Consider the following 17,406-nt stretch of genomic DNA (forward strand, 5'->3'; position numbering starts at 1 on the left):
CGGATAAACGCCTCTCTCTCGTTGAAGGTTTGACTGCGCGCGCCATCGGAAGATGGCGCACATCCCGCTTCAAAGCATGCTCATGCCTCGAGCCACACGTTCTCCGCGAACATCCAGCCCATCAGGCCCGCGAGCGGAATGCCGCCCAAGCCCTTCAGCTTCGTCGTATGCGCGTCGAGCGAACTCTGGAACATCGGAATGCCGATGCCGCCGTCCGTATGCACGAGCTCCTGCATGTCGCCGTAAATCTTCTTGCGCTTCGCATCGTCCGGTTCGCCACGCGCGGCGACGAGCATCTGGTCGAACTGCGGGCTCTTCCAGTTCGCTTCGTTCCATGGCGCATCGGATTTGAAGAACTGCGTGAAGATCACGTCCGCACTCGGGCGCGCGTTGATGTTGCCGAAGCCGAGCGGATGCTTCATCCAGTGATTCGACCAGTAACCATCCGCCGGCACGCGCGTCACTTGCAGATTGATGCCCGCTTGCGGCGCGACCTGCTGCATCAGCACGGCCATCTCCACGGAACCTTCCGCCGCCGGCGATGCGTACAGTTGGATCGGCGTGCTGCCGAGCTTCGCCTTCTGGAAGTGGAACTTCGCTTTGTCCGGATCGAAGCCGCGTTGCGGCAGACCCGACATGTAGTACTTGTTGCTCGGATCGATAGGCTGATCGTTGCCGATCGCGCCATAGCCGCGGAAGATCGTCTTGCGCATCTGCTCGCGATCCATCAGGTACATCATGCCGCGGCGGAAATCCGCATTGCCGGTGATGCCGCCATCGTCGCGCATGATGAGATCGGTGTACTGGCCCGTCTTCGTTTCCAGCACCGCGAAGCCCGGCGTGCCCTTGATCCGCTCGGTCGAGCGCGCGCTCACTGCATTGATGAGCTGCACGTCGCCGGACATCAGCGCGTTCACGCGCGCGGGTTCGTCCGCGATGCCGATCAGCTCCACTTCGTCCAGATGCGGCATGCCCGGCTTCCAGTACTTCTCGTTGCGCACGCCGACGGTACGCACGCCCGGCGAGAACTCCTTCAGCTTGAACGGGCCCGTGCCGACCGCCGTCTTGAAGTCCGTCGTGCCGTCCTTGATGATGAGGAAGTGCGAGTCCGCGAGAATCACGGGCAGGTCCGCGTTCGCGCCCGTCAGCGTGATCGTGAGCTCGTTCGGGCCGGTCGCCTTGATTTCCTTGAACTGATCGGCGAGCGTCTTCGCCTTCGAGCCGACCGCCGGATCCTTATGGCGCATCAGCGAATAGATGACGTCCTGCGGCGCGAGCGATTTGCCATCGTGGAACTGCACGCCGCTGCGCAGCTTCACGACCCACACGGTCGCGTCTTTCGTTTCGAGCGATTCGGCGAGCGCCATCTTCGCGCCGAGATGATTGTCGAGTTCGGTCAGGCCGCTGTAGAACATGAAGCCGCGCGCGTAGTCCGTGCCGAGCGCGCCCTTCGCCGGATCGAGCGTATCGGCGGCTGACGACGACTGCGTCGCCACGCGAATGCGTCCGCCCTGCTTCGGCTTGTCCTGCGCGAAAGCCGCGCCGCTCGCGGTGAGCAGACCCGCGCCCGTCATTGACATGAGTCCGCCCGCGGCCATCGCGCGAAGGACATTGCGCCGGGACGCGCCACGGCGCGTCAGTTCTTCCAGGCGTTTGCCGGCATCGGCGTGAACGAGTGCTTCAGGCGATTTGTCGATGCTCATGAACTTCTCCGCGATAGGGACTGTGAATGTTCGACGGCTTGGTTATTGGATGAAGGCCGTCTGTCTTTGCTTTCGATGCTTCAATAGAAAACGTCTTTGATCGAGTAATACGCGCCGACGAGCGGCAGGAACCACGGCTTGCCCGTATGGCCCGGAATCGCGGGCCAGTCGAAATCGCGCCACGGGTTCGCATCGGCGTTGCCGTTCATCACGTCGGCCATGATCTGGCCCATGTGCGTCGACATCTGCGTGCCGTGGCCGCTGTAGCCCATCGAGAAATAGATGCCATCGTGCTGGCCCGCGCGTGGCAGGCGATCCGCGGTGATATCGACGAGACCGCCCCAGCAATAGTCGATGCGCGCACTGGCGAGACTCGGGAAAATAGCTGCGAGATTCGCCTGCAGAATGCGTCCGCTCTTCGCGTCCGATGGACGTTCCGACGCGGTGAAGCGCGCGCGGCCGCCGAGCAGCAAACGTGAATCGGGCGTCACGCGAAAATAGTTGTGCATCAGGCGGCTCGTCGTGTACGAGCGGCGCTGCGGCAACAGTTGCTTCAGTTGTTCCGCTGGCAGCGGCTCCGTCACGATGATGAACGAGCCGACCGGTGCAAGCCTGCGCCGATACCACGCGAACGGTCCATGCTTCGAAGGCCCTGTCGCGATCAGCACTTGCCTTGCGCGCAACGTGCCGCGCTTCGAATCGATTCGATAGGCGCCGCCTTCCTTCGCGATCGCCGTGACTTCAGCGTGCTCATAGAGACGCGCGCCTTGCCTCGCCGCTGCATTCGCGAGGCCGACGGCGAACTTGCCCATATGCATCTGTCCGCCGTGACGTTGCAACAGCCCGCCGTGAAAGGCATCGGACTGCACTTCATTGCGGACCTGCTCGCGATCGAGCACATCGATATCCGGATCGACTTCGCGCCGGATCAACTCGGCGGTCGTCGCGATATGGTCGAGATGATGCGGCTTCGCGGCGAGCTTCAGCTTGCCCGACGCGAGATAGTCGCAATCGATGTTTTCTTCGCGGATCAAACGTTCGACCGTGCTCACCGCCGCCGCATACGCGCGATAACAGCCTTGCGCGCGCTCCGCGCCGAGTTGCGAGCGCAGCGCCGCATAATCCTGCGCGACGCCCGTATTGCATTGACCGCCGTTGCGTCCCGACGCGCCGCCGCCTATGCGCCCGGCATCGAGCACGACGACCGACGCGCCGCGCTTCGCCAACGCGAGCGCCGCCGACAAACCGGTGAACCCGCCGCCGATCACGGCGACATCGGCCTGGCCATCCGCCGGGCCTTCGCACGTCGAGATGATCGAAGGCGCGGTATCGAGCCAGTAGGAGTCGAGTTTCATCGGCATTGCTCGCGTGAAGTGGCTTCGATTACAGACCGAGTTGACCGGCGAGATCGCCGATGGTGTCCACTTCGTAATACTCGTAGTACGGCGTGCCCGGCTCGTGGCCGCGCTTCACGAACGCCTTGTGCTTGATGCCCATGTCGTGCGCGGTCATCAGGTCGTAGCGCAGGCTCGACGACACATGCAGCACGTCTTCCGGATTGCAGTTCAATTGGTCGAACATGTACTCGAAGCCCTGCATGCGCGGCTTGTACGACTGCGCCTGCTGCGCCGTGAACACGCGATGAAACGGCGCGCCGAGCTTGTCGACGTTGCTCTGAATCTGATCGTCCGATGCGTTCGACAGAATCACGAGCTTGTACTTCTTCGCGAGACGCGAGAGACCTTCCGGCACATCCGGATGCGGGCCCCACGTCGGCACGGCGAGGTAGTATTTTTCGGCTTCGGCTTCGTTGAATTCGACGTTCATGCGCTCGCACGCGCGGCGCACCGAATTGACGATCACGTCGCGATACGGCTTCCACGCGCCGAGCACTTCGTCGCGGCGATAGCCCGCGAAGAACTTGACGAATTGTTCGAGGTCGTCGCCCTGCAGGCGGTCTGCGTACATCTCGCGGGTCATGTCGGCCATGCGGAATTTCGTCAGCGTGCCGTAGCAGTCGAACGTGATGTACTTCGGCTCGAAATCGATCATGATGTCAGTCCTGTCGTGTGTTGGTTGAAACAAGAAACAGCGAAGTGTCGATAAAATTTAAACAAGGCAAAAATGACTGATGGCGTTGAATGCGTGCCTCGCGACGATACAAGTCATGCGTTTTGAGGCGTCGCCACAGCAGAAAATGCGGCGCACGTTTGGAACGATCGTGCGCTTCAGACTTCCGTATCGATGAGCACGCTCTTGAAGCGCAGATTCGCTTCGTAAGCCTGCCGTCCGAGATCCTTGCCAATGCCCGAGCGCTTGTAGCCGCCCGTCGGAATCACGAAATCGCTGGTACGTCCATAGCGATTCACCCATACCGTGCCCGCTTCGATGCCGCGTACCATGCGCAACGCGCGACCGATGTCCGCGGTATGCACGCCCGCAGCAAGGCCGTAGTCCGGATGCGCTGCGAGTTCCAACGCTTCTTCTTCGGTGTCGAACGACTGCACGGTGAGCACCGGGCCGAAGATTTCATTGCGCACGGCGTCGCTCTCCTGCGTGACGTCGCACAGCAACGTTGGCGAATAGAACGCGCCGGGCGTCGCGGCATCGGCACGCTTTCCGCCGCAACGCACGGTCGCGCCGTTCGCGATGCTGCGCTGAACGATCGCATCGATGCGCTGCGCCTGCGGCTCCGAAATGATCGGCGGCAAGGTCGTGCCCGCGGCCCAGGTCGCGCCCGCTTTCAGTTCGCCGAATGCTTGCGCGATGCGATCCGTCAGTTCTTCGGCGATGCCGCGCTGCACGAGCAGCCTCGATCCCGCGACGCACACTTGCCCCGCATTCCCCGTGATGGCGCCCGCGATGCGACGTGCGACCTCATCGATGCGCGGTGCGTCGGCGAACACGATCTGCGGGCTCTTGCCGCCCAGTTCCAGCGTGACCGGCTTCGTGCCGCTTTGCGCGCATGCGGCCATGATCGCGGCGCCGGTGTGCGTCGATCCGGTGAACGTCACTTTGCCGATGCGGGGATGACGCACGAGCGCATCGCCGGTGGTGCGGCCATCGCCCTGAACGACGTTGAAGATGCCCGGCGGCACGCCCGCTTCGAGCGCGAGCTCGGCGAGACGCAACGCGCTGAACGGCGTCATCTCCGAAGGCTTCAGCACGACCGCGTTGCCCGCCGCGAGCGCGGGCGCGGTCTTCCATATGCCCATCACGAGCGGAAAGTTCCACGGAGCAATCGCGCCGATCACGCCATACGGCTCCGCGATCGTCATGCCGAGATGTCGATGATCCGTTGCCGCAACATCGCCGCCGATCTTGTCGGCAAGCTCCGCATAGAAGCGGATGCTCTCGGCGGTGAACGGCACGTCCCAGTTGTATGCGTCGCGCACCGGCCGCGTCGAGCCGATCGCTTCGAGCGGCGCGAGATTCGCAGCGTCGGCAGCGACGAGATCGGCGAACTTGCGCAGCACGCGTGCGCGCTCGCGTGGTGCGCGGCGGGCCCAGTCGCTCTTCTTGAACGCGCTGTAGGCGTTCTGCACCGCGTAGTCGATCATCGCGTCATCGGCGACGGGCACCGAGGCATACGCGACGCCATCCGACGGACGCGTTACCTCGATACGCGACGCGCCCGCATCGATCAGTTCGCCGCCGATGAAGTGCCCGCTTCTGATGACGATGCTGGCAGGATCGAACCGGTCCATATGCGTGAGTCCTCCTCGGCATGTTGCGTTGACATGACTCCATCGTAGGGCCAGCGCGCCGGCATATTTCGCCGACAAAATTGCCGATTCAGCACAGCGCGCGCGTTCTTGCCGCGATAACCTGCGGTTTTGCGTTGCACCACGCGGCGGAATCTCGCGCCGTCCGGGACAGGAAGATCGTCCTAGCCATGCGCGCTGCGCGGTGTCAAAGTCACGGTAAATGTCTTCAAACTGAGGAGGCCGCGTGCCTGACTCGAACAATAACGAAGTGGTCGAATACCGGGCTTTCACGCTCGACGACCTTCCTGCAGCGCACGCGTTGTCCGCGTCCGTGAAATGGCGGCATCGCGCGGACGATTGGCGTTTCGCGGCGCGTATCGGCAGCGGCTTCGCGGCGGTCGATCAGAACGGTGCGCTCGTCGGTACGGCGCTCGCGTTTCAGTTCGGCGCGGATGCGGCGACGCTCGGCATGTTCATCGTGTCGCCGGAACATCAGCGGCGCGGCATCGGGCGCGGACTGCTCGACCGCCTGCGTGCGAAGCTCGGTCCGCGCATGCTGCTGATCCACGCATCGAACGAAGGCAAGCCGCTTTGCGTGGAACGCGGCTTCGAAACCATCGACACCATTCATCAACATCAGGGCGCGGCCTTTCAGCCGCCGCTCGTTTCGCTGCCGCCGGGCGAACGGCTCCGTCCGATCGGCGCGAAGGATACGCCGCGTCTTGCCGCGCTGGCATCGCGCGCAAGCGGGCTGGATCGCACGGAACTCATGCCGCAATTGCTCGATGTCGCGAGCGGCATCGCACTCGATCGCGATGGCGAACTGATCGGCTTCGCGCTCTTCCGACGTTTCGGCGATGGTCACGTGATCGGCCCGGTCGTCGCGCCCGAGTCGGCGGACCAGAGCCGCGCCAAAGCGCTGATCAGCTATTGGCTCGCGCTGAACGCGGGCATGTTCGTGCGCATCGATACGCCCTTGCGTTACGGCCTTTCCTCGTGGCTGGAAGGACTCGGCCTGCCGCTCGTCGATACCATCGAGCAGATGGCGCTCAACGGCAAGCCATCCACCGATGCGACGTTCACGCAATTTGCGCTGACGAGCCAGGCCGTGTGGTAATCGATCGTCACGCCTTCGCGAGCCACGCGAACTCCGCGAACCGATAGCCCATCACGCGTCCTGACGGCGTCCCCTTCAAGCCGCGCAAGTTCGAGCTTTGCGCGTCGATGAAGTTGATGAAGGCCGGAATCACGAGACTGTTCTTCTCGTAGACGATGGTCTGCATGTCGCCGTACATCTGCTTGCGCTTCGCTTCGTCGCGTTCGCGGCGCGCCTGTATCAACAGTTGATCGAACTGCTCGTTCTTCCAGCCGGACTCGTTCCAGTTCGCGTTCGAGCGAAAGAACTGCGTGTACAGCAGATCGAGCGTCGGGCGCGGCAGGATCGAGCCGTAGGTCATCGGATACTTCATCCAGTAGGTCGTCCAGTAACCATCGGCGGGCACGCGGCGCACGTTGATGTCGACGCCCGCCTGTTTCGCCGCCTGCTGGATCAGCATCGCGGAATCGAGCGCGGTCTCGACGGATGGCGGCGCGATGATCTCCGCACGCGCGCCCGGCGTGCCGGCCTTCTTGAAGTGGAACTGCGCCTTGTCCGGATCGAACGTGCGCTGAGGCAATCCCTTCATGAAGTATGGATGCCACTCGGGCACCGGATGATCGTTCGCGAGCGTGCCGTGTCCGCGCAACATCACGTTCACGATGCGCTGGCGATCATGCAGATACTTGATGCCTTCGTTGAAGTCCGCGCTCTTCGTCGGCAGCATGTCCTGCCGCAGCGCGAGATCGGAATAGAGTTGCGACGGACTTTCGAGCACGGTCACCTTGCCGGTCTGCTTCACGCGGTCGACATCGCGCGCGGGCAGTGGCGAGATGAGCTGCACATCGCCCGCGAGCAGCGCATTGGTGCGCGCTGCATCATCGCCGATGCCGATGATCTCCACTTCATCCAGATACGGACGCCCCGGCTTCCAGAAGTTCGCATTGCGCGCGCCGATGCAGCGTTGCGCCGGCGTGAACTCCTTGCATGTGAACGGTCCCGTGCCGTTGCCCTTCGAAAAATCGGTCGTGTTCGCGGCGACAATCACGAGATGCGGAATCGCGAGCAGCGCGGGAAGATCGACGTTCGGCTCGGTCAGCGTGATCTCGACTTTCAACGGTCCCGCCGCCTTCACCGAGCTGATGCCATCCGCTATCGATTTCGCTTTCGAGCCGGTCGCCGGGTCCTTGTGGCGCATCAACGAGAACACGACATCGTCGGATGTCAGCGGCTTGCCGTCGTGGAAATGCACGTTGGGCCGCAGTGTGACGGTCCATGTCGTGAAGTCGTCCGATTCGAGCTTCTCCGCGAGCGCGTTCTGCGTCTTGAAGTCGGCGTCGAGTTCGGTGAGGCCGCTATAGAACATGTACGCGCGAGCGTAATCGCCGGTATGCGTTCCCTTCGCGGGATCGAGCGAGTCCATCAACGACTGATTCGCGAGCGCCACGCGGATGCGTCCGCCGCGTTGCGGCGCGGGCTCGTTCGCGGCGAATGCAAGCGACGATGCGCCCGGCAAGATCAGCGTCGCCGCACCCGCCGCGGCAAGCGTTTTGATCGCCTTGCGGCGGCTCGGATCGGCAACTACGAAGTCCTTCGGCAATGTCATGTGAGCCTCGCTCGTTCATTGTCGTTTCAACGGATGAGATGCAACCTGCCTTCACAGCGCCATGCAAAGCCGATAGGCGTCATAGATGGCCGTATGGATATCGCGCGACGCGCTGGCATCGCCGATGCGGTACAAGTGGAACTGTCCTTCCTCGCGTTCCTTCGCTTCGGGTTGCGGCTTGCCTGTCGCGAATGCTTCGAGATCGGTGTAGCCGTCATTGGCCGAATACATGCGCGCCGCTTCGAAGAGATCCTCGACCGCGAGCATGCCGCGCTCGACCACGACATGATCCGCTTCCATCTCGACGAGCTCGTTCGTCAGATGATGACGGAACACGGCGCGGCGCCTGCCGCCATCGGTCGCGCTCACTTCGATCAATTCGATGTTCGTGCGGACCGGCACATCCCAGCGCGCGATATTGCGCATCCAGACCTGATCGTCGCCGCGTCCGCCGGTTTCCTGCGCGGGCACGCTGTCGATGAGCGCGAGCGATACAGCAAGGCCCGCATCGACATAACGCTCGGCGCAGAGATACGCGTTATGCCGGCCCGTGCCGTCGTAGACGAGCACGCTGCCTTCGCGCGGCGGCGTTTCGGTGAGCGCATCGAAGACGGACTTGCAGAGCTCGCCGCCCGGCAACGCATCGAGATTCGGCAGGCCGCCCGTCGCGACGATGACCACATCCGCGCCATGATCGAGCACGTCGCTCAACTCGGCGTAGTGGTTGTAGCGCACATCGACAGCGAGCTTGTCGAGTTGCGCCACGCGCCAGTCGACGATGCCGATAAGATCGCGCCGCCAGCTTCCCGTCGCCGCGAGCAACGTCTGTCCGCCCGCCTCCGAGTTCGCCTCGAGCACGGTGACGTCATGGCCGCGCGTCGCGCAGATGCGCGCGGCTTCGAGGCCCGCAGGTCCCGCGCCGACGATGAGCACGCGCTTCTTCTGCTCGGCCTCCGGTATGTCATGCGTGAGATACGTCTCGCGCGACGTCGCCGGGTTATGAATGCACGTCGCGCGAAAGTTGCGGCAGAACGATGCGCCGACGCACGGCCTCGCTTCATCCTCCTTGCCTGCTTCGACGAGCTTCACGAGATGCGGCTCCGCGATATGCGCGCGCGTCATGCCGACCATGTCGAGCAGACCTTCGCGTATCGCATAACGCGCCGTGGCGAGATCGGCGATCTTCGCTGCGTGGAAGACGGGCAGATCGACCGCGCGCTTGAACGCGGCCGCTTTGGGCAGCCACGGTGCAGACGGCACGAACATGCCCGGCATCGAGTTGACCGCGAGCGACATCTTCGTGTCCATGCGCCCGAACGTGACGTTGAAGAAATCGAACAGACCCGTGCTCTGCAGGATGCGCGACATCTCCAGCCCTTCCTCGAAGCTGCATCCGTCTTCGAGCGCGAAGCGAAAGCCGACGATGAAATCGTCGCCCACCTGCTTGCGTATTTCTTCGTGAACCTCGATTGCGAAGCGCACGCGATTCGCCGTCGAACCGCCGTATTTATCGGTGCGCAGGTTCACGGTCGGGTCCATGAACTGGCCGATGAGATGCCCGCCCGCATGCGTTTCGATGCCGTCCAGACCGCCATCGCGGCAGCGCTTCGCCGCAAGGCCGAAGTCGCGGATCACGCGTTTGATGTCGGCATCGTGGATAGCCTGCGGCATCGCCCGATGCAGCGTTTCGCGCACGGCCGATGGCGCGATCATCGGCAGCCACGGTTCCGTGTATGCATCGCCGCGCCGCCCGAGATGTGTGATCTGGCACATGAGCGCTGCGCCGTGCGTATGGACGCGATCGGAAAAGCGCCGCAGATGCGGCACCACGGCATCGGTCGAGACGTTGATCTGCTGGAACGTATTGGGACTGTCGAGACTGACGTTCGACGAGCCGCCGAACATCGTCAGCGCGATACCCCCTTTCGCCTTTTCCTCGTGATACCGTTGATAAACCTCCTGAGGGAATTCATCACGCGTGAGACGGCTCGCGTGACTCGTGCTCATCACACGGTTTCTGAGTACGAGATGCCTGAGGGCAAAGGGCTGAAGCAACGGGTCCGACGAAGCAGTGGTCATGGCCTGCGAGAAGAAGTAAGCGTCGGACTCAAGGTAAGGAGGTCAATATGCGCCGTCAAATTACAAATGGATGCACGCCCCTTAACATGGTGTTGTATGAGTCTGCGACTTCCGTCCCTTCAGGCACTGCTCGTCTTCGAAACATCCGCGCGGCTCTTGAGTTTCACCAAGGCGGCCGGCGAACTCAACGTGACGCCCGTCGCCGTGAGCCGCATGGTGGCGCGTCTCGAAGACGCGCTCGGCTTCAGGCTCTTCGATCGCACGAAGCTAGGGCTTACCCTGACCGATCGCGGCGCAACATTGCAGCGCGCCGTTGCATCGGGTTTCGGGCAGATCGGCGATACCATCGATGAACTCAAGCGCGATCATGCGCAAGGCGAGATCGTCACGCTGTCGCTCGCGAGCGGCTTCGCCGCGTTGTGGCTCTTGCCGCGTTATGCGGGGTTTCGCCGCGCGTTTCCTTCCATCAATCTGCGCTTGCAAGTGATGGCCGGGCGGCTCTACGGACCGCTCGAAGATGCGGACCTCGGCATCCGGCTGCATGGTCCGGGTTCGGAGAAGGAACCGCTTCTTCTTTGTCCGGAGATCATCGTCCCTGTCTGTAGTCCGAACTATCGCGCCGAATTCGGCCCGCTCGATACGCCGGCGAGCATCGAAGGTCACGCCTATATTCATCTCGACGTGACCACGCTTTCCTGGGCGGATTTTCATCGTGCGACGGGGCTGTCCGACAAGGGCATCGGCGAAGCGGTGCATCACACCGATCCCGGACTCGCCGTGCAATGCGCGATGCTCGGACAAGGCGTCGTGCTCGGCTGGCTGCTCGCGATCGCGGCGCCGTTGAACGAGGGCAAGGTCATTCCCGCGTGGGACCGATACATCGAAACGGGCTGCAATTACGTGCTCGAACATCGCTCGTCGAATCCGTCGGAGAGTACGCGCGCGGTGGCGCAATGGCTCATCGACGAGATGAGGAAGGAACTCGAGGATGCTCGTCGCGTGCTCGCGCCGCTGAAAGCGGTGCCCAAGCACCGCGCCGATCACGCAAGCATGGTTCGATCACCTTCCTGAGGGCGCGGACACCGAACGCTCGCGCTGCCAGCAGCGCAGGCCGAAAAACGGCACGACGCCATAAGCGTGATCGAGCATGTCCGATAGCAACGCCTCGTAGCGCTCCCAGCGAATCTCGTCGATGAACACGCAGATCTCCAGTGCCACGACCGCCGTCGTGGACTGGACGTGGCGAATCACGAGCGGCATGTCGCGACGCACGGCCGGGTGCGCGCGCAAATATCCGCTGAGATAGTGCCGATACAAACCGAGGTTCGTGCGGCGCTCGCCTTCGACGGTCACGAGCGGCTGTTCTATCGCTGCGTGCAATTGCGCGAGCAACGCGTCGTCGGGATAGCGGATCGTGTCCACGTCGAAGTGAATCGCATGCCGCAAGCGTCGCGCGCCCGACGCGACCATGCCGCGCCAGTTCTTCACGCTGTTCGTCAGCAGCAGTTGGCTCGGCAACATGACGACGGTGTTGTCGAAGTTGCGCACCTTGATCGTGTTCAAGGCAATATCGATGACGATGCCATCGGCTACATATCCGGGCACTTCGATCCAGTCGCCCACGCGCAGCATGTCGTACGCGGCGAGCTGGATGCTGGCGACGAAGCCGAGCAGCGAGTCGCGAAAAATGATGATGAGCAGCGCCGTGATCGCGGAGAGACCGGTGAGCAGATAAACGGGCGAACGCTCGAGCAGCAGCGAAACGACCGCGATGAGCGCGACGAGATACACGACGATCGTGGCGATCTGCAGAAAGCTCTTGATGGGCCGCTCGCTCGCCGAAGGAAAGTGGCTATAGCGCTCGTCGATGCTGTCGCGCAATGCAAGCGCCGCGCGCACCATCGTGTAGACCATGTAGCAGGCCGCGAGTATGGCGAGCGGCTTACCGAGCGCCGGGATCACCGGAAACGTGAGCCCCGTGAGCAACGGCGCCGCGGCATAGACGATAGCGGCAGGCACGAGCGGCGCAAGCCGATGAAACACGCGATGTCGCTCCGCCGCGATCAGCCACTTGCGCCCTTCCTTGCGTGCGAGCCGGTTGACGATCACGAGCATGATCCAGCGCGTCAGGTAGTAGCAGATGACGCTCGCGAGGAAAATCGCCAGCAGCATGGCGATCACGAGAAGCGTCGCGATGAGCCAGCTATCGGTGGCGACGTTGACTTGCCAGTCGGGTCCCACTTCGAAACGCAAGCTGTTGCCGAACATGGACGCTCCCGTATGGGCGAACCGATGTGATTATTCAGGCGAATCGGACGAGACCGTTGCTTTGCCGAATATTGTAGTAGCGTCGCGACGATGCACGCGATGATCGAAGCCCTTCGCATTTCCCGATTTTCCCGCTACAATTCGGTCCCCTTGCCCAGGTGGCGGAATTGGTAGACGCACTATCTTGAGGGGGTAGCGCCGCGAGGCGTTCGGGTTCGAGTCCCGACCTGGGCACCAGTTGCATCCGCAACGACTTCTGTTTTCTTCTCTCTGCGCGTCGAACGCAGCTTGTGCGTTTCCGGCGGCGCAGTCAGGCCCGCGACGGCCGCTCCCGACTGAATCAAGAATTCCCTGAACGCATTGGCGACCTGAGGCAGGCGTCGCTCCGACATATGCACGACATGCCAAGCGCGCTCGATCGGCGTCGAAGGCACGGGAAGCGTCGCGAGCAAGCCCGCCTGCATTTCGAGCGCGCACGCGTGCAGCGAAAGAAACGCCACGCCGAGTCCCGCTTCGACGAGCTGCTTGATCGCTTCATTGCTCGATAACTCGGACGCGGCATGCAGCTTCAGACCCGCTTCCTTGAACAGCCCTTCGATCGCGACGCGCGTGCCCGAGCCGCGCTCTCTGACGAGCAGATTCGCCGATTCGAGATCGGTCAGACGCAGGCGCTTCGCGCGCATCAGCGGATGCGAAGGCGCGGCGACGAACGCCATCGGATGCTTCGCGAATGCGGCGGCGCTCGTGCGCAGTTCGCGCGGCTGCCGTCCCATGATCGCGAGATCGATTTCATTCGTCGCGAGCATGCGGACGATGTCATCGCGATTGCCGATGCGAAACTGCAGCTTCACGCCGGGCCGCTCCTTCGTGAAGCGCACGAGCAGCGGCGGCACGAGATATTCCGCCGTCGTGATCGCACCGATGCGCAACGTGCCGCCCAGTTCGCCGCGCAACGCCGCCACTTCTTCGCCCGCTTCGTTCCAAAGGCTCAGGATTTCGTTCGCGTAACGCGCCATTACTTCGCCCGCAGCCGTGAGCTGCACTTCGCGGCCGACGCGGCGCAAAAGCGGCGTGCCCGCGGCTTCGCCGAGCAACGAGATTTGCAACGAGACCGCCGGCTGCGTGAGATGCAGTTCATCGGCGGCGCCCGAGATGCTGCCCACGCGCGCGACGGTCTGCAGCGTGCGCAACTGACGGAAGGTCGTGGTCTTTAACATTAGTGAAAACTTATGAGTCGGCGATAAATACTAAATAGCGCATATGTTTTCGGGACCTTATATTTTTCCCAACGAGGTCGTCAAGCATCCACACAGCACTTCCGGGAGAGCCATGATGTTGAATCCTTACGCGCAACGGCAGGTCGATTCGCCTCATCGCATCGTGATCGTCGGCGGCGGCGCCGCGGGGCTGGAACTCGCGACGCGTCTCGGCAATAGCGTCGGCAAGCGGCGGCGCGCCGAGGTGATCCTCATCGACCGCTTTCCGACGCACTTCTGGAAGCCGCTTCTGCATGAAGTCGCGTCGGGACAGATCGATGCATCGAGTCATCAGATCGATTACGCCGCGCACGCGAAGTGGAATCACTTTCGCTTCGAGCAGGGCGCGCTCGCGAACATCGATCGTGGACGCCGCGAGATCGTCATCGACGAGACGACCGATATCGACGGACGTCCGCTCCTGCCGAAGCGAACGCTCGCCTTCGATTCGCTCGTGCTCGCGCTCGGCAGCGTGACGAACTTCTTCTCGATTCCCGGCGCGGCGCAGCATGCGCTGACGCTCGAAACGGTGGAGCAGGCGGAAACGTTCCGGCGGCGTCTTTTGTCGAGCCTTCTGCGTTCGAGTCATGCGCGGCAGGCGACGCCCGGCGCGGCGCGCACGCCGGTTTCGGTGACGGTGATCGGCGGCGGCGCGACGGGCGTCGAACTGGCCGCCGCGCTGCGCGGATCGGCGGAAATGCTGCGCGAGTATCACCTCGCGTCGATCGACCCGGCCAGCGACATCCGCATTCGTCTGCTGGAAGGCGCGCCGCGCGTGCTGCCCGCGCTGCCCGAACGCATTTCGACGCGCGCTCAGGACGTGCTCGCCAAGCTCGGCGTGGAAGTGCGGCTGGGTTGCCGCGTGCGTTCGGTGGACGAGCACGCCGTATCGACCGCGGATGGCGAAACGCTCACAAGCGACATCACGATCTGGGCCGCGGGCGTGGAAGGCGCGCCGGTGTTGCGCACGCTGGAAGGATTGCCGCTGAACCGGCTGGGACAGGTGATCGTCGATGCAACCTTGCAGGTCGAACCCGGCTCAGGCATCTACGCGATGGGCGACTGCGCCGCGTGCGCCGCAGCGAAAGGCGACGCGCTTGTGCCGCCGCGCGCGCAGGCCGCGTTTCAGCAGGCCGTCTATCTCGCCGATGCCCTCGCGCGCCGCCTCGACGAACGCGCCGTGCCGCTCTTCGCGTACCGCGATCAGGGCACGCTCGTCTCCTTCGGACGCGCAGGCGCGGCGGGCGCGCTGATGAGCGAGTTGCTGCGCCGGCCGCTGTTCATCGACGGATGGTTCGCGGCGTCGTGCTACCGGCATCTGTATCGCCGGCACATCATGGGGCTGACGGGCGTCAAGCGGGCGCTGATGTACGCCGCGAGCCAATGGCTGCGCGAGCGCGTGCGGCCTACCGTGAAGCTGAACTGACGCCGTTTCAGCGCATTGCGACGGCCGTGCCGGACTCGGCGCGGCCCGACACGAGGCATTGCGACCGGAACGCGTCGCGCTGGCTGCTCGCGGCGGCGTGGCTGAAGCCCTTGCTCAGGGCGTCGAATTCGATCTGCGCCGCGCTCTGCACGCACGACGACGCGGCCAGGTCGCGTCCCTGCGCGTGGAGCATGGCGCGATCGGCGACGAGATACGCGACGAGCGCAAAGACGACGGCCTTGAATGTTTTCTTCATGCTTGTCTCCTTCCTTGCGTTCTAGGCTAAGGGCCACGCGGCTTCCGGCAAATCAGGGCAAGCCCGAAGCGAACGAACGATTCATTCACGTCGACGTGCCGCCGAGCCGGAATCGGTAAAAAAGTCAAGGCCGTTCGGCGCAATGAATTTGATACGCCGCAATGCACAAAAAACTATTCTTTTGAGTTATCCTCGTTAACCCTTAGGAATACGCCTAAGTCATTCGGGCTGCGCGCCGGATTCAAGCCTCCGCGCACTCGTCCTGCCTTACATTCCACTGTCAGCGCCTTTCCAGCGAGCACGTTTCTTCGCGTGCTGGCCGTGCTTTGCGCCCGATTTCGACCGAGCTATGCATCTGCCGTCAGTTCTCAGTTTTCTTATCTGGATTCCAGTGGTGTCGGGCATCTTCGTGCTGACGTTCAGCGCATCCGCGACGCTCTCGCGCGCCGTCGCCCTGTTCGGCGCGATTCTCAGCCTGTTGCCCGTCGTGCCGCTGCTCTCCCGCTTCGACGCGTCGTCCAGTGCGATGCAGTTCGTCGAGCGCGTCGAGTGGCTGCCGCAGTTCGGCATTTCGTACCATCTGGGCGTCGACGGCATTTCGCTGTGGTTCACGGTGCTGACGGCCGTCACCACGCTCATCATCTTCGTCGCGTCGTGGCGCTCGGTCACGAAGCAGGTCGCGCAATACTACGGCGCGTTCCTCGTGCTGTCGGGCTGCATGCAGGGCGTGTTCGCGTCGCTGGATGGCATGCTGTTCTTCGTGTTCTTCGAGGCTTCGCTGATTCCGCTGTATCTGCTGATCGGCACGTGGGGCGGCGAGCGGCGCGTGTACGCGGCGATTCGCTTCTTCTTTTTCTCGCTGCTCGGCTCGCTTGCAATGCTGGCCGCGCTCGTTTATCTGTGGACGCAGGCGCATACCTTCGATATCGACGCATGGCGCAACCTGAAGCTCGGCTTCACGCCGCAGATCGTCGTCTTCGTCTGCTTCCTCGCGGCCTTTTCGGTCAAGGTGCCGATGTGGCCCGTCCATACGTGGCTGCCCGACGTGAACTCGGAAGGCCCGACGGGCGCGGCGGTGCTGCTCGGCATGCTGAAGATCGGCGGCTACGGCATGTTGCGCTACGTGTTGCCGATCGTGCCCGACGCATCGCACTTCTTCGCCCCGGCGATGATCGCGCTGTCGCTCGTCGCGGTGATCTACGGCAGCCTCGTCGCGCTCGCGCAGACGGACATGCGCAAGCTGCTTGCCTACTCGGCAGTCGCGCACATGGGTCTCGTGACGCTCGGCCTCTTTACCTTCGACCGCCTCGGCACCGAAGGCGCGGTCGTGCAGATGCTGTCGTACGGCATCGTGTCCGGCGCGATGCTGCTGTGCACCGGCGTGCTCGTCGAGCGCACGAAAAATGGCTCGATCGATGCCTACGGCGGCGTCGCCAACACGATGCCCCGCTTCGCGGTCTGCGCGATGCTGTTCGCGATGGCCAATGTCGGCCTGCCGGGCACCTCGGGTTTCGTCGGCGAGTTTCTAGTGTTGATGGGCGCGATCCGCCTGAACTTCTGGATCGGCGCGGCTGCGGCCACGTCGCTGATCCTGAGCGCGGCCTATACGCTGTGGATGGTCAAGCGTGTGATTTTCGGCGCGGTGAAGAACGAGCGCGTCGCCGGTCTGCGCGATCTCGGCAAGCGCGAACTCGTGCTGTTCGGCGCGATGGCCGTGCTGGTGCTGGGTATCGGCGTGCATCCGAAGACCTTCACGGACGCGATGGGCCCGTCCGTCGAAAGACTGCTCGCGGCGGCGCAAAGCTCGACGCTGCCCGACGACGGCAGCGCGCCGTCCTACAACGCGCGCCGCGAAGCGGTTTCGGAGCGCACGCCGGGCTGAGTTCCGGCAAAGATGGAACTACGCCGCTAACATTTCGAGTGTTCGCGGACACACGCCGCGGCGCCGCTCTATACTGAGCGGCGCCGCGTTCGTTTTTGCATCGCCTGATCCATCCGAAATTCGCCAT

General features: G+C 63.2%; 12 protein-coding genes, 1 tRNA gene and 1 pseudogene. 5 read left to right on the plus strand and 9 right to left on the minus strand.

What is annotated here, in order from left to right:
- Window positions 1-80 precede the first annotated feature (80 nt).
- The 4 genes from LDZ23_RS27455 to LDZ23_RS27470 form a co-directional block, all read right to left on the minus strand.
- On the minus strand, window positions 81-1,703 hold the full coding sequence (locus LDZ23_RS27455; RefSeq protein ID WP_008346991.1) for an ABC transporter substrate-binding protein: 1,623 nt from the start codon (window positions 1,701-1,703) through the stop codon (window positions 81-83).
- An 80-nt stretch (window positions 1,704-1,783) separates the two neighbouring features.
- Complete coding sequence (locus LDZ23_RS27460; RefSeq protein WP_008346993.1) at window positions 1,784-3,058, minus strand: NAD(P)/FAD-dependent oxidoreductase; 1,275 nt, start codon at window positions 3,056-3,058, stop codon at window positions 1,784-1,786.
- Between the two features lie 28 nt (window positions 3,059-3,086).
- Window positions 3,087-3,755 carry a haloacid dehalogenase type II gene (locus tag LDZ23_RS27465; protein WP_008346995.1) on the minus strand — a complete coding sequence of 223 codons (669 nt, stop codon included), beginning with the start codon at window positions 3,753-3,755 and terminating at the stop codon, window positions 3,087-3,089.
- A 176-nt stretch (window positions 3,756-3,931) separates the two neighbouring features.
- Window positions 3,932-5,410, minus strand: coding sequence for an aldehyde dehydrogenase family protein (locus tag LDZ23_RS27470; protein ID WP_034470214.1), 1,479 nt, complete (start codon window positions 5,408-5,410; stop codon window positions 3,932-3,934).
- Between the two features lie 244 nt (window positions 5,411-5,654).
- Between LDZ23_RS27470 and LDZ23_RS27475 the strand changes: the two genes are divergently transcribed.
- Window positions 5,655-6,527 (plus strand): GNAT family N-acetyltransferase, encoded by an 873-nt coding sequence (locus tag LDZ23_RS27475; RefSeq protein ID WP_008346999.1) that lies wholly within the window; start codon window positions 5,655-5,657, stop codon window positions 6,525-6,527.
- Window positions 6,528-6,534: 7 nt separating this feature from the next.
- On the opposite strand, the gene LDZ23_RS27480 is transcribed toward LDZ23_RS27475, so the two are convergent.
- Window positions 6,535-8,112: an ABC transporter substrate-binding protein gene (locus LDZ23_RS27480; RefSeq protein ID WP_008347001.1), complete on the minus strand. Its 1,578-nt coding sequence runs from the start codon at window positions 8,110-8,112 to the stop codon at window positions 6,535-6,537.
- A gap of 51 nt (window positions 8,113-8,163) precedes the next feature.
- Window positions 8,164-10,119 carry a multifunctional alkene reductase/demethylase OYE gene (locus tag LDZ23_RS27485; RefSeq protein ID WP_008347002.1) on the minus strand — a complete coding sequence of 652 codons (1,956 nt, stop codon included), beginning with the start codon at window positions 10,117-10,119 and terminating at the stop codon, window positions 8,164-8,166.
- Window positions 10,120-10,287: 168 nt separating this feature from the next.
- Between LDZ23_RS27485 and LDZ23_RS27490 the strand changes: the two genes are divergently transcribed.
- Entirely contained in the window at window positions 10,288-11,262 is a 975-nt protein-coding gene (locus tag LDZ23_RS27490) for a LysR family transcriptional regulator (RefSeq protein WP_008347005.1), read from the plus strand.
- Here the strand turns inward: LDZ23_RS27490 and LDZ23_RS27495 are convergent.
- On the minus strand, window positions 11,251-12,459 hold the full coding sequence (locus LDZ23_RS27495) for a mechanosensitive ion channel family protein (RefSeq protein WP_034470218.1): 1,209 nt from the start codon (window positions 12,457-12,459) through the stop codon (window positions 11,251-11,253). The two genes, LDZ23_RS27490 and LDZ23_RS27495, sit on opposite strands and share 12 nt — an antisense overlap.
- Before the next feature lie 152 nt (window positions 12,460-12,611).
- On the opposite strand from LDZ23_RS27495, the gene LDZ23_RS27500 reads away from it, so the two are divergent.
- Window positions 12,612-12,696 (plus strand) — tRNA-Leu (locus tag LDZ23_RS27500).
- A gap of 50 nt (window positions 12,697-12,746) precedes the next feature.
- On the opposite strand, the pseudogene LDZ23_RS27505 reads toward LDZ23_RS27500, so the two are convergent.
- A pseudogene (locus LDZ23_RS27505) lies at window positions 12,747-13,676 on the minus strand (LysR family transcriptional regulator); the annotation flags it as partial.
- Between the two features lie 112 nt (window positions 13,677-13,788).
- Between LDZ23_RS27505 and LDZ23_RS27510 the strand changes: the two are divergent.
- Window positions 13,789-15,141: an NAD(P)/FAD-dependent oxidoreductase gene (locus tag LDZ23_RS27510; RefSeq protein WP_008347009.1), complete on the plus strand. Its 1,353-nt coding sequence runs from the start codon at window positions 13,789-13,791 to the stop codon at window positions 15,139-15,141.
- 7 nt (window positions 15,142-15,148) lie between these two features.
- Here LDZ23_RS27510 and LDZ23_RS27515 read toward each other — a convergent pair whose 3' ends face one another.
- The gene (locus LDZ23_RS27515; protein ID WP_008347012.1) at window positions 15,149-15,397 is read right to left on the minus strand and encodes a hypothetical protein; all 249 of its coding nucleotides are present in this window, start codon (window positions 15,395-15,397) and stop codon (window positions 15,149-15,151) included.
- 349 nt (window positions 15,398-15,746) lie between these two features.
- On the opposite strand from LDZ23_RS27515, the gene LDZ23_RS27520 reads away from it, so the two are divergent.
- Window positions 15,747-17,279, plus strand: a complete 1,533-nt coding sequence (locus LDZ23_RS27520; RefSeq protein ID WP_033536446.1) for a complex I subunit 4 family protein — start codon at window positions 15,747-15,749, stop codon at window positions 17,277-17,279.
- Window positions 17,280-17,406: the final 127 nt, after the last annotated feature.

The organism is Caballeronia zhejiangensis (assembly GCF_022879815.1).
Lineage (GTDB): Bacteria > Pseudomonadota > Gammaproteobacteria > Burkholderiales > Burkholderiaceae > Caballeronia > Caballeronia zhejiangensis.

Excerpts from the sequence above, each read along its gene's own strand:
- LDZ23_RS27495 (WP_034470218.1), bottom strand. The coding sequence starts at position 12,459 with ATGTTCGGCAACAGCTTGCGTTTCGAAGTGGGACCCGACTGGCAAGTC.
- LDZ23_RS27470 (WP_034470214.1), bottom strand. The coding sequence starts at position 5,410 with ATGGACCGGTTCGATCCTGCCAGCATCGTCATCAGAAGCGGGCACTTC.
- LDZ23_RS27510 (WP_008347009.1), top strand. The coding sequence starts at position 13,789 with ATGATGTTGAATCCTTACGCGCAACGGCAGGTCGATTCGCCTCATCGC.
- LDZ23_RS27520 (WP_033536446.1), top strand. The coding sequence starts at position 15,747 with ATGCATCTGCCGTCAGTTCTCAGTTTTCTTATCTGGATTCCAGTGGTG.
- LDZ23_RS27465 (WP_008346995.1), bottom strand. The coding sequence starts at position 3,755 with ATGATCGATTTCGAGCCGAAGTACATCACGTTCGACTGCTACGGCACG.
- LDZ23_RS27480 (WP_008347001.1), bottom strand. The coding sequence starts at position 8,112 with ATGACATTGCCGAAGGACTTCGTAGTTGCCGATCCGAGCCGCCGCAAG.
- LDZ23_RS27490 (WP_008347005.1), top strand. The coding sequence starts at position 10,288 with ATGAGTCTGCGACTTCCGTCCCTTCAGGCACTGCTCGTCTTCGAAACA.
- LDZ23_RS27515 (WP_008347012.1), bottom strand. The coding sequence starts at position 15,397 with ATGAAGAAAACATTCAAGGCCGTCGTCTTTGCGCTCGTCGCGTATCTC.
- LDZ23_RS27455 (WP_008346991.1), bottom strand. The coding sequence starts at position 1,703 with ATGAGCATCGACAAATCGCCTGAAGCACTCGTTCACGCCGATGCCGGC.
- LDZ23_RS27485 (WP_008347002.1), bottom strand. The coding sequence starts at position 10,119 with ATGAGCACGAGTCACGCGAGCCGTCTCACGCGTGATGAATTCCCTCAG.
- LDZ23_RS27460 (WP_008346993.1), bottom strand. The coding sequence starts at position 3,058 with ATGAAACTCGACTCCTACTGGCTCGATACCGCGCCTTCGATCATCTCG.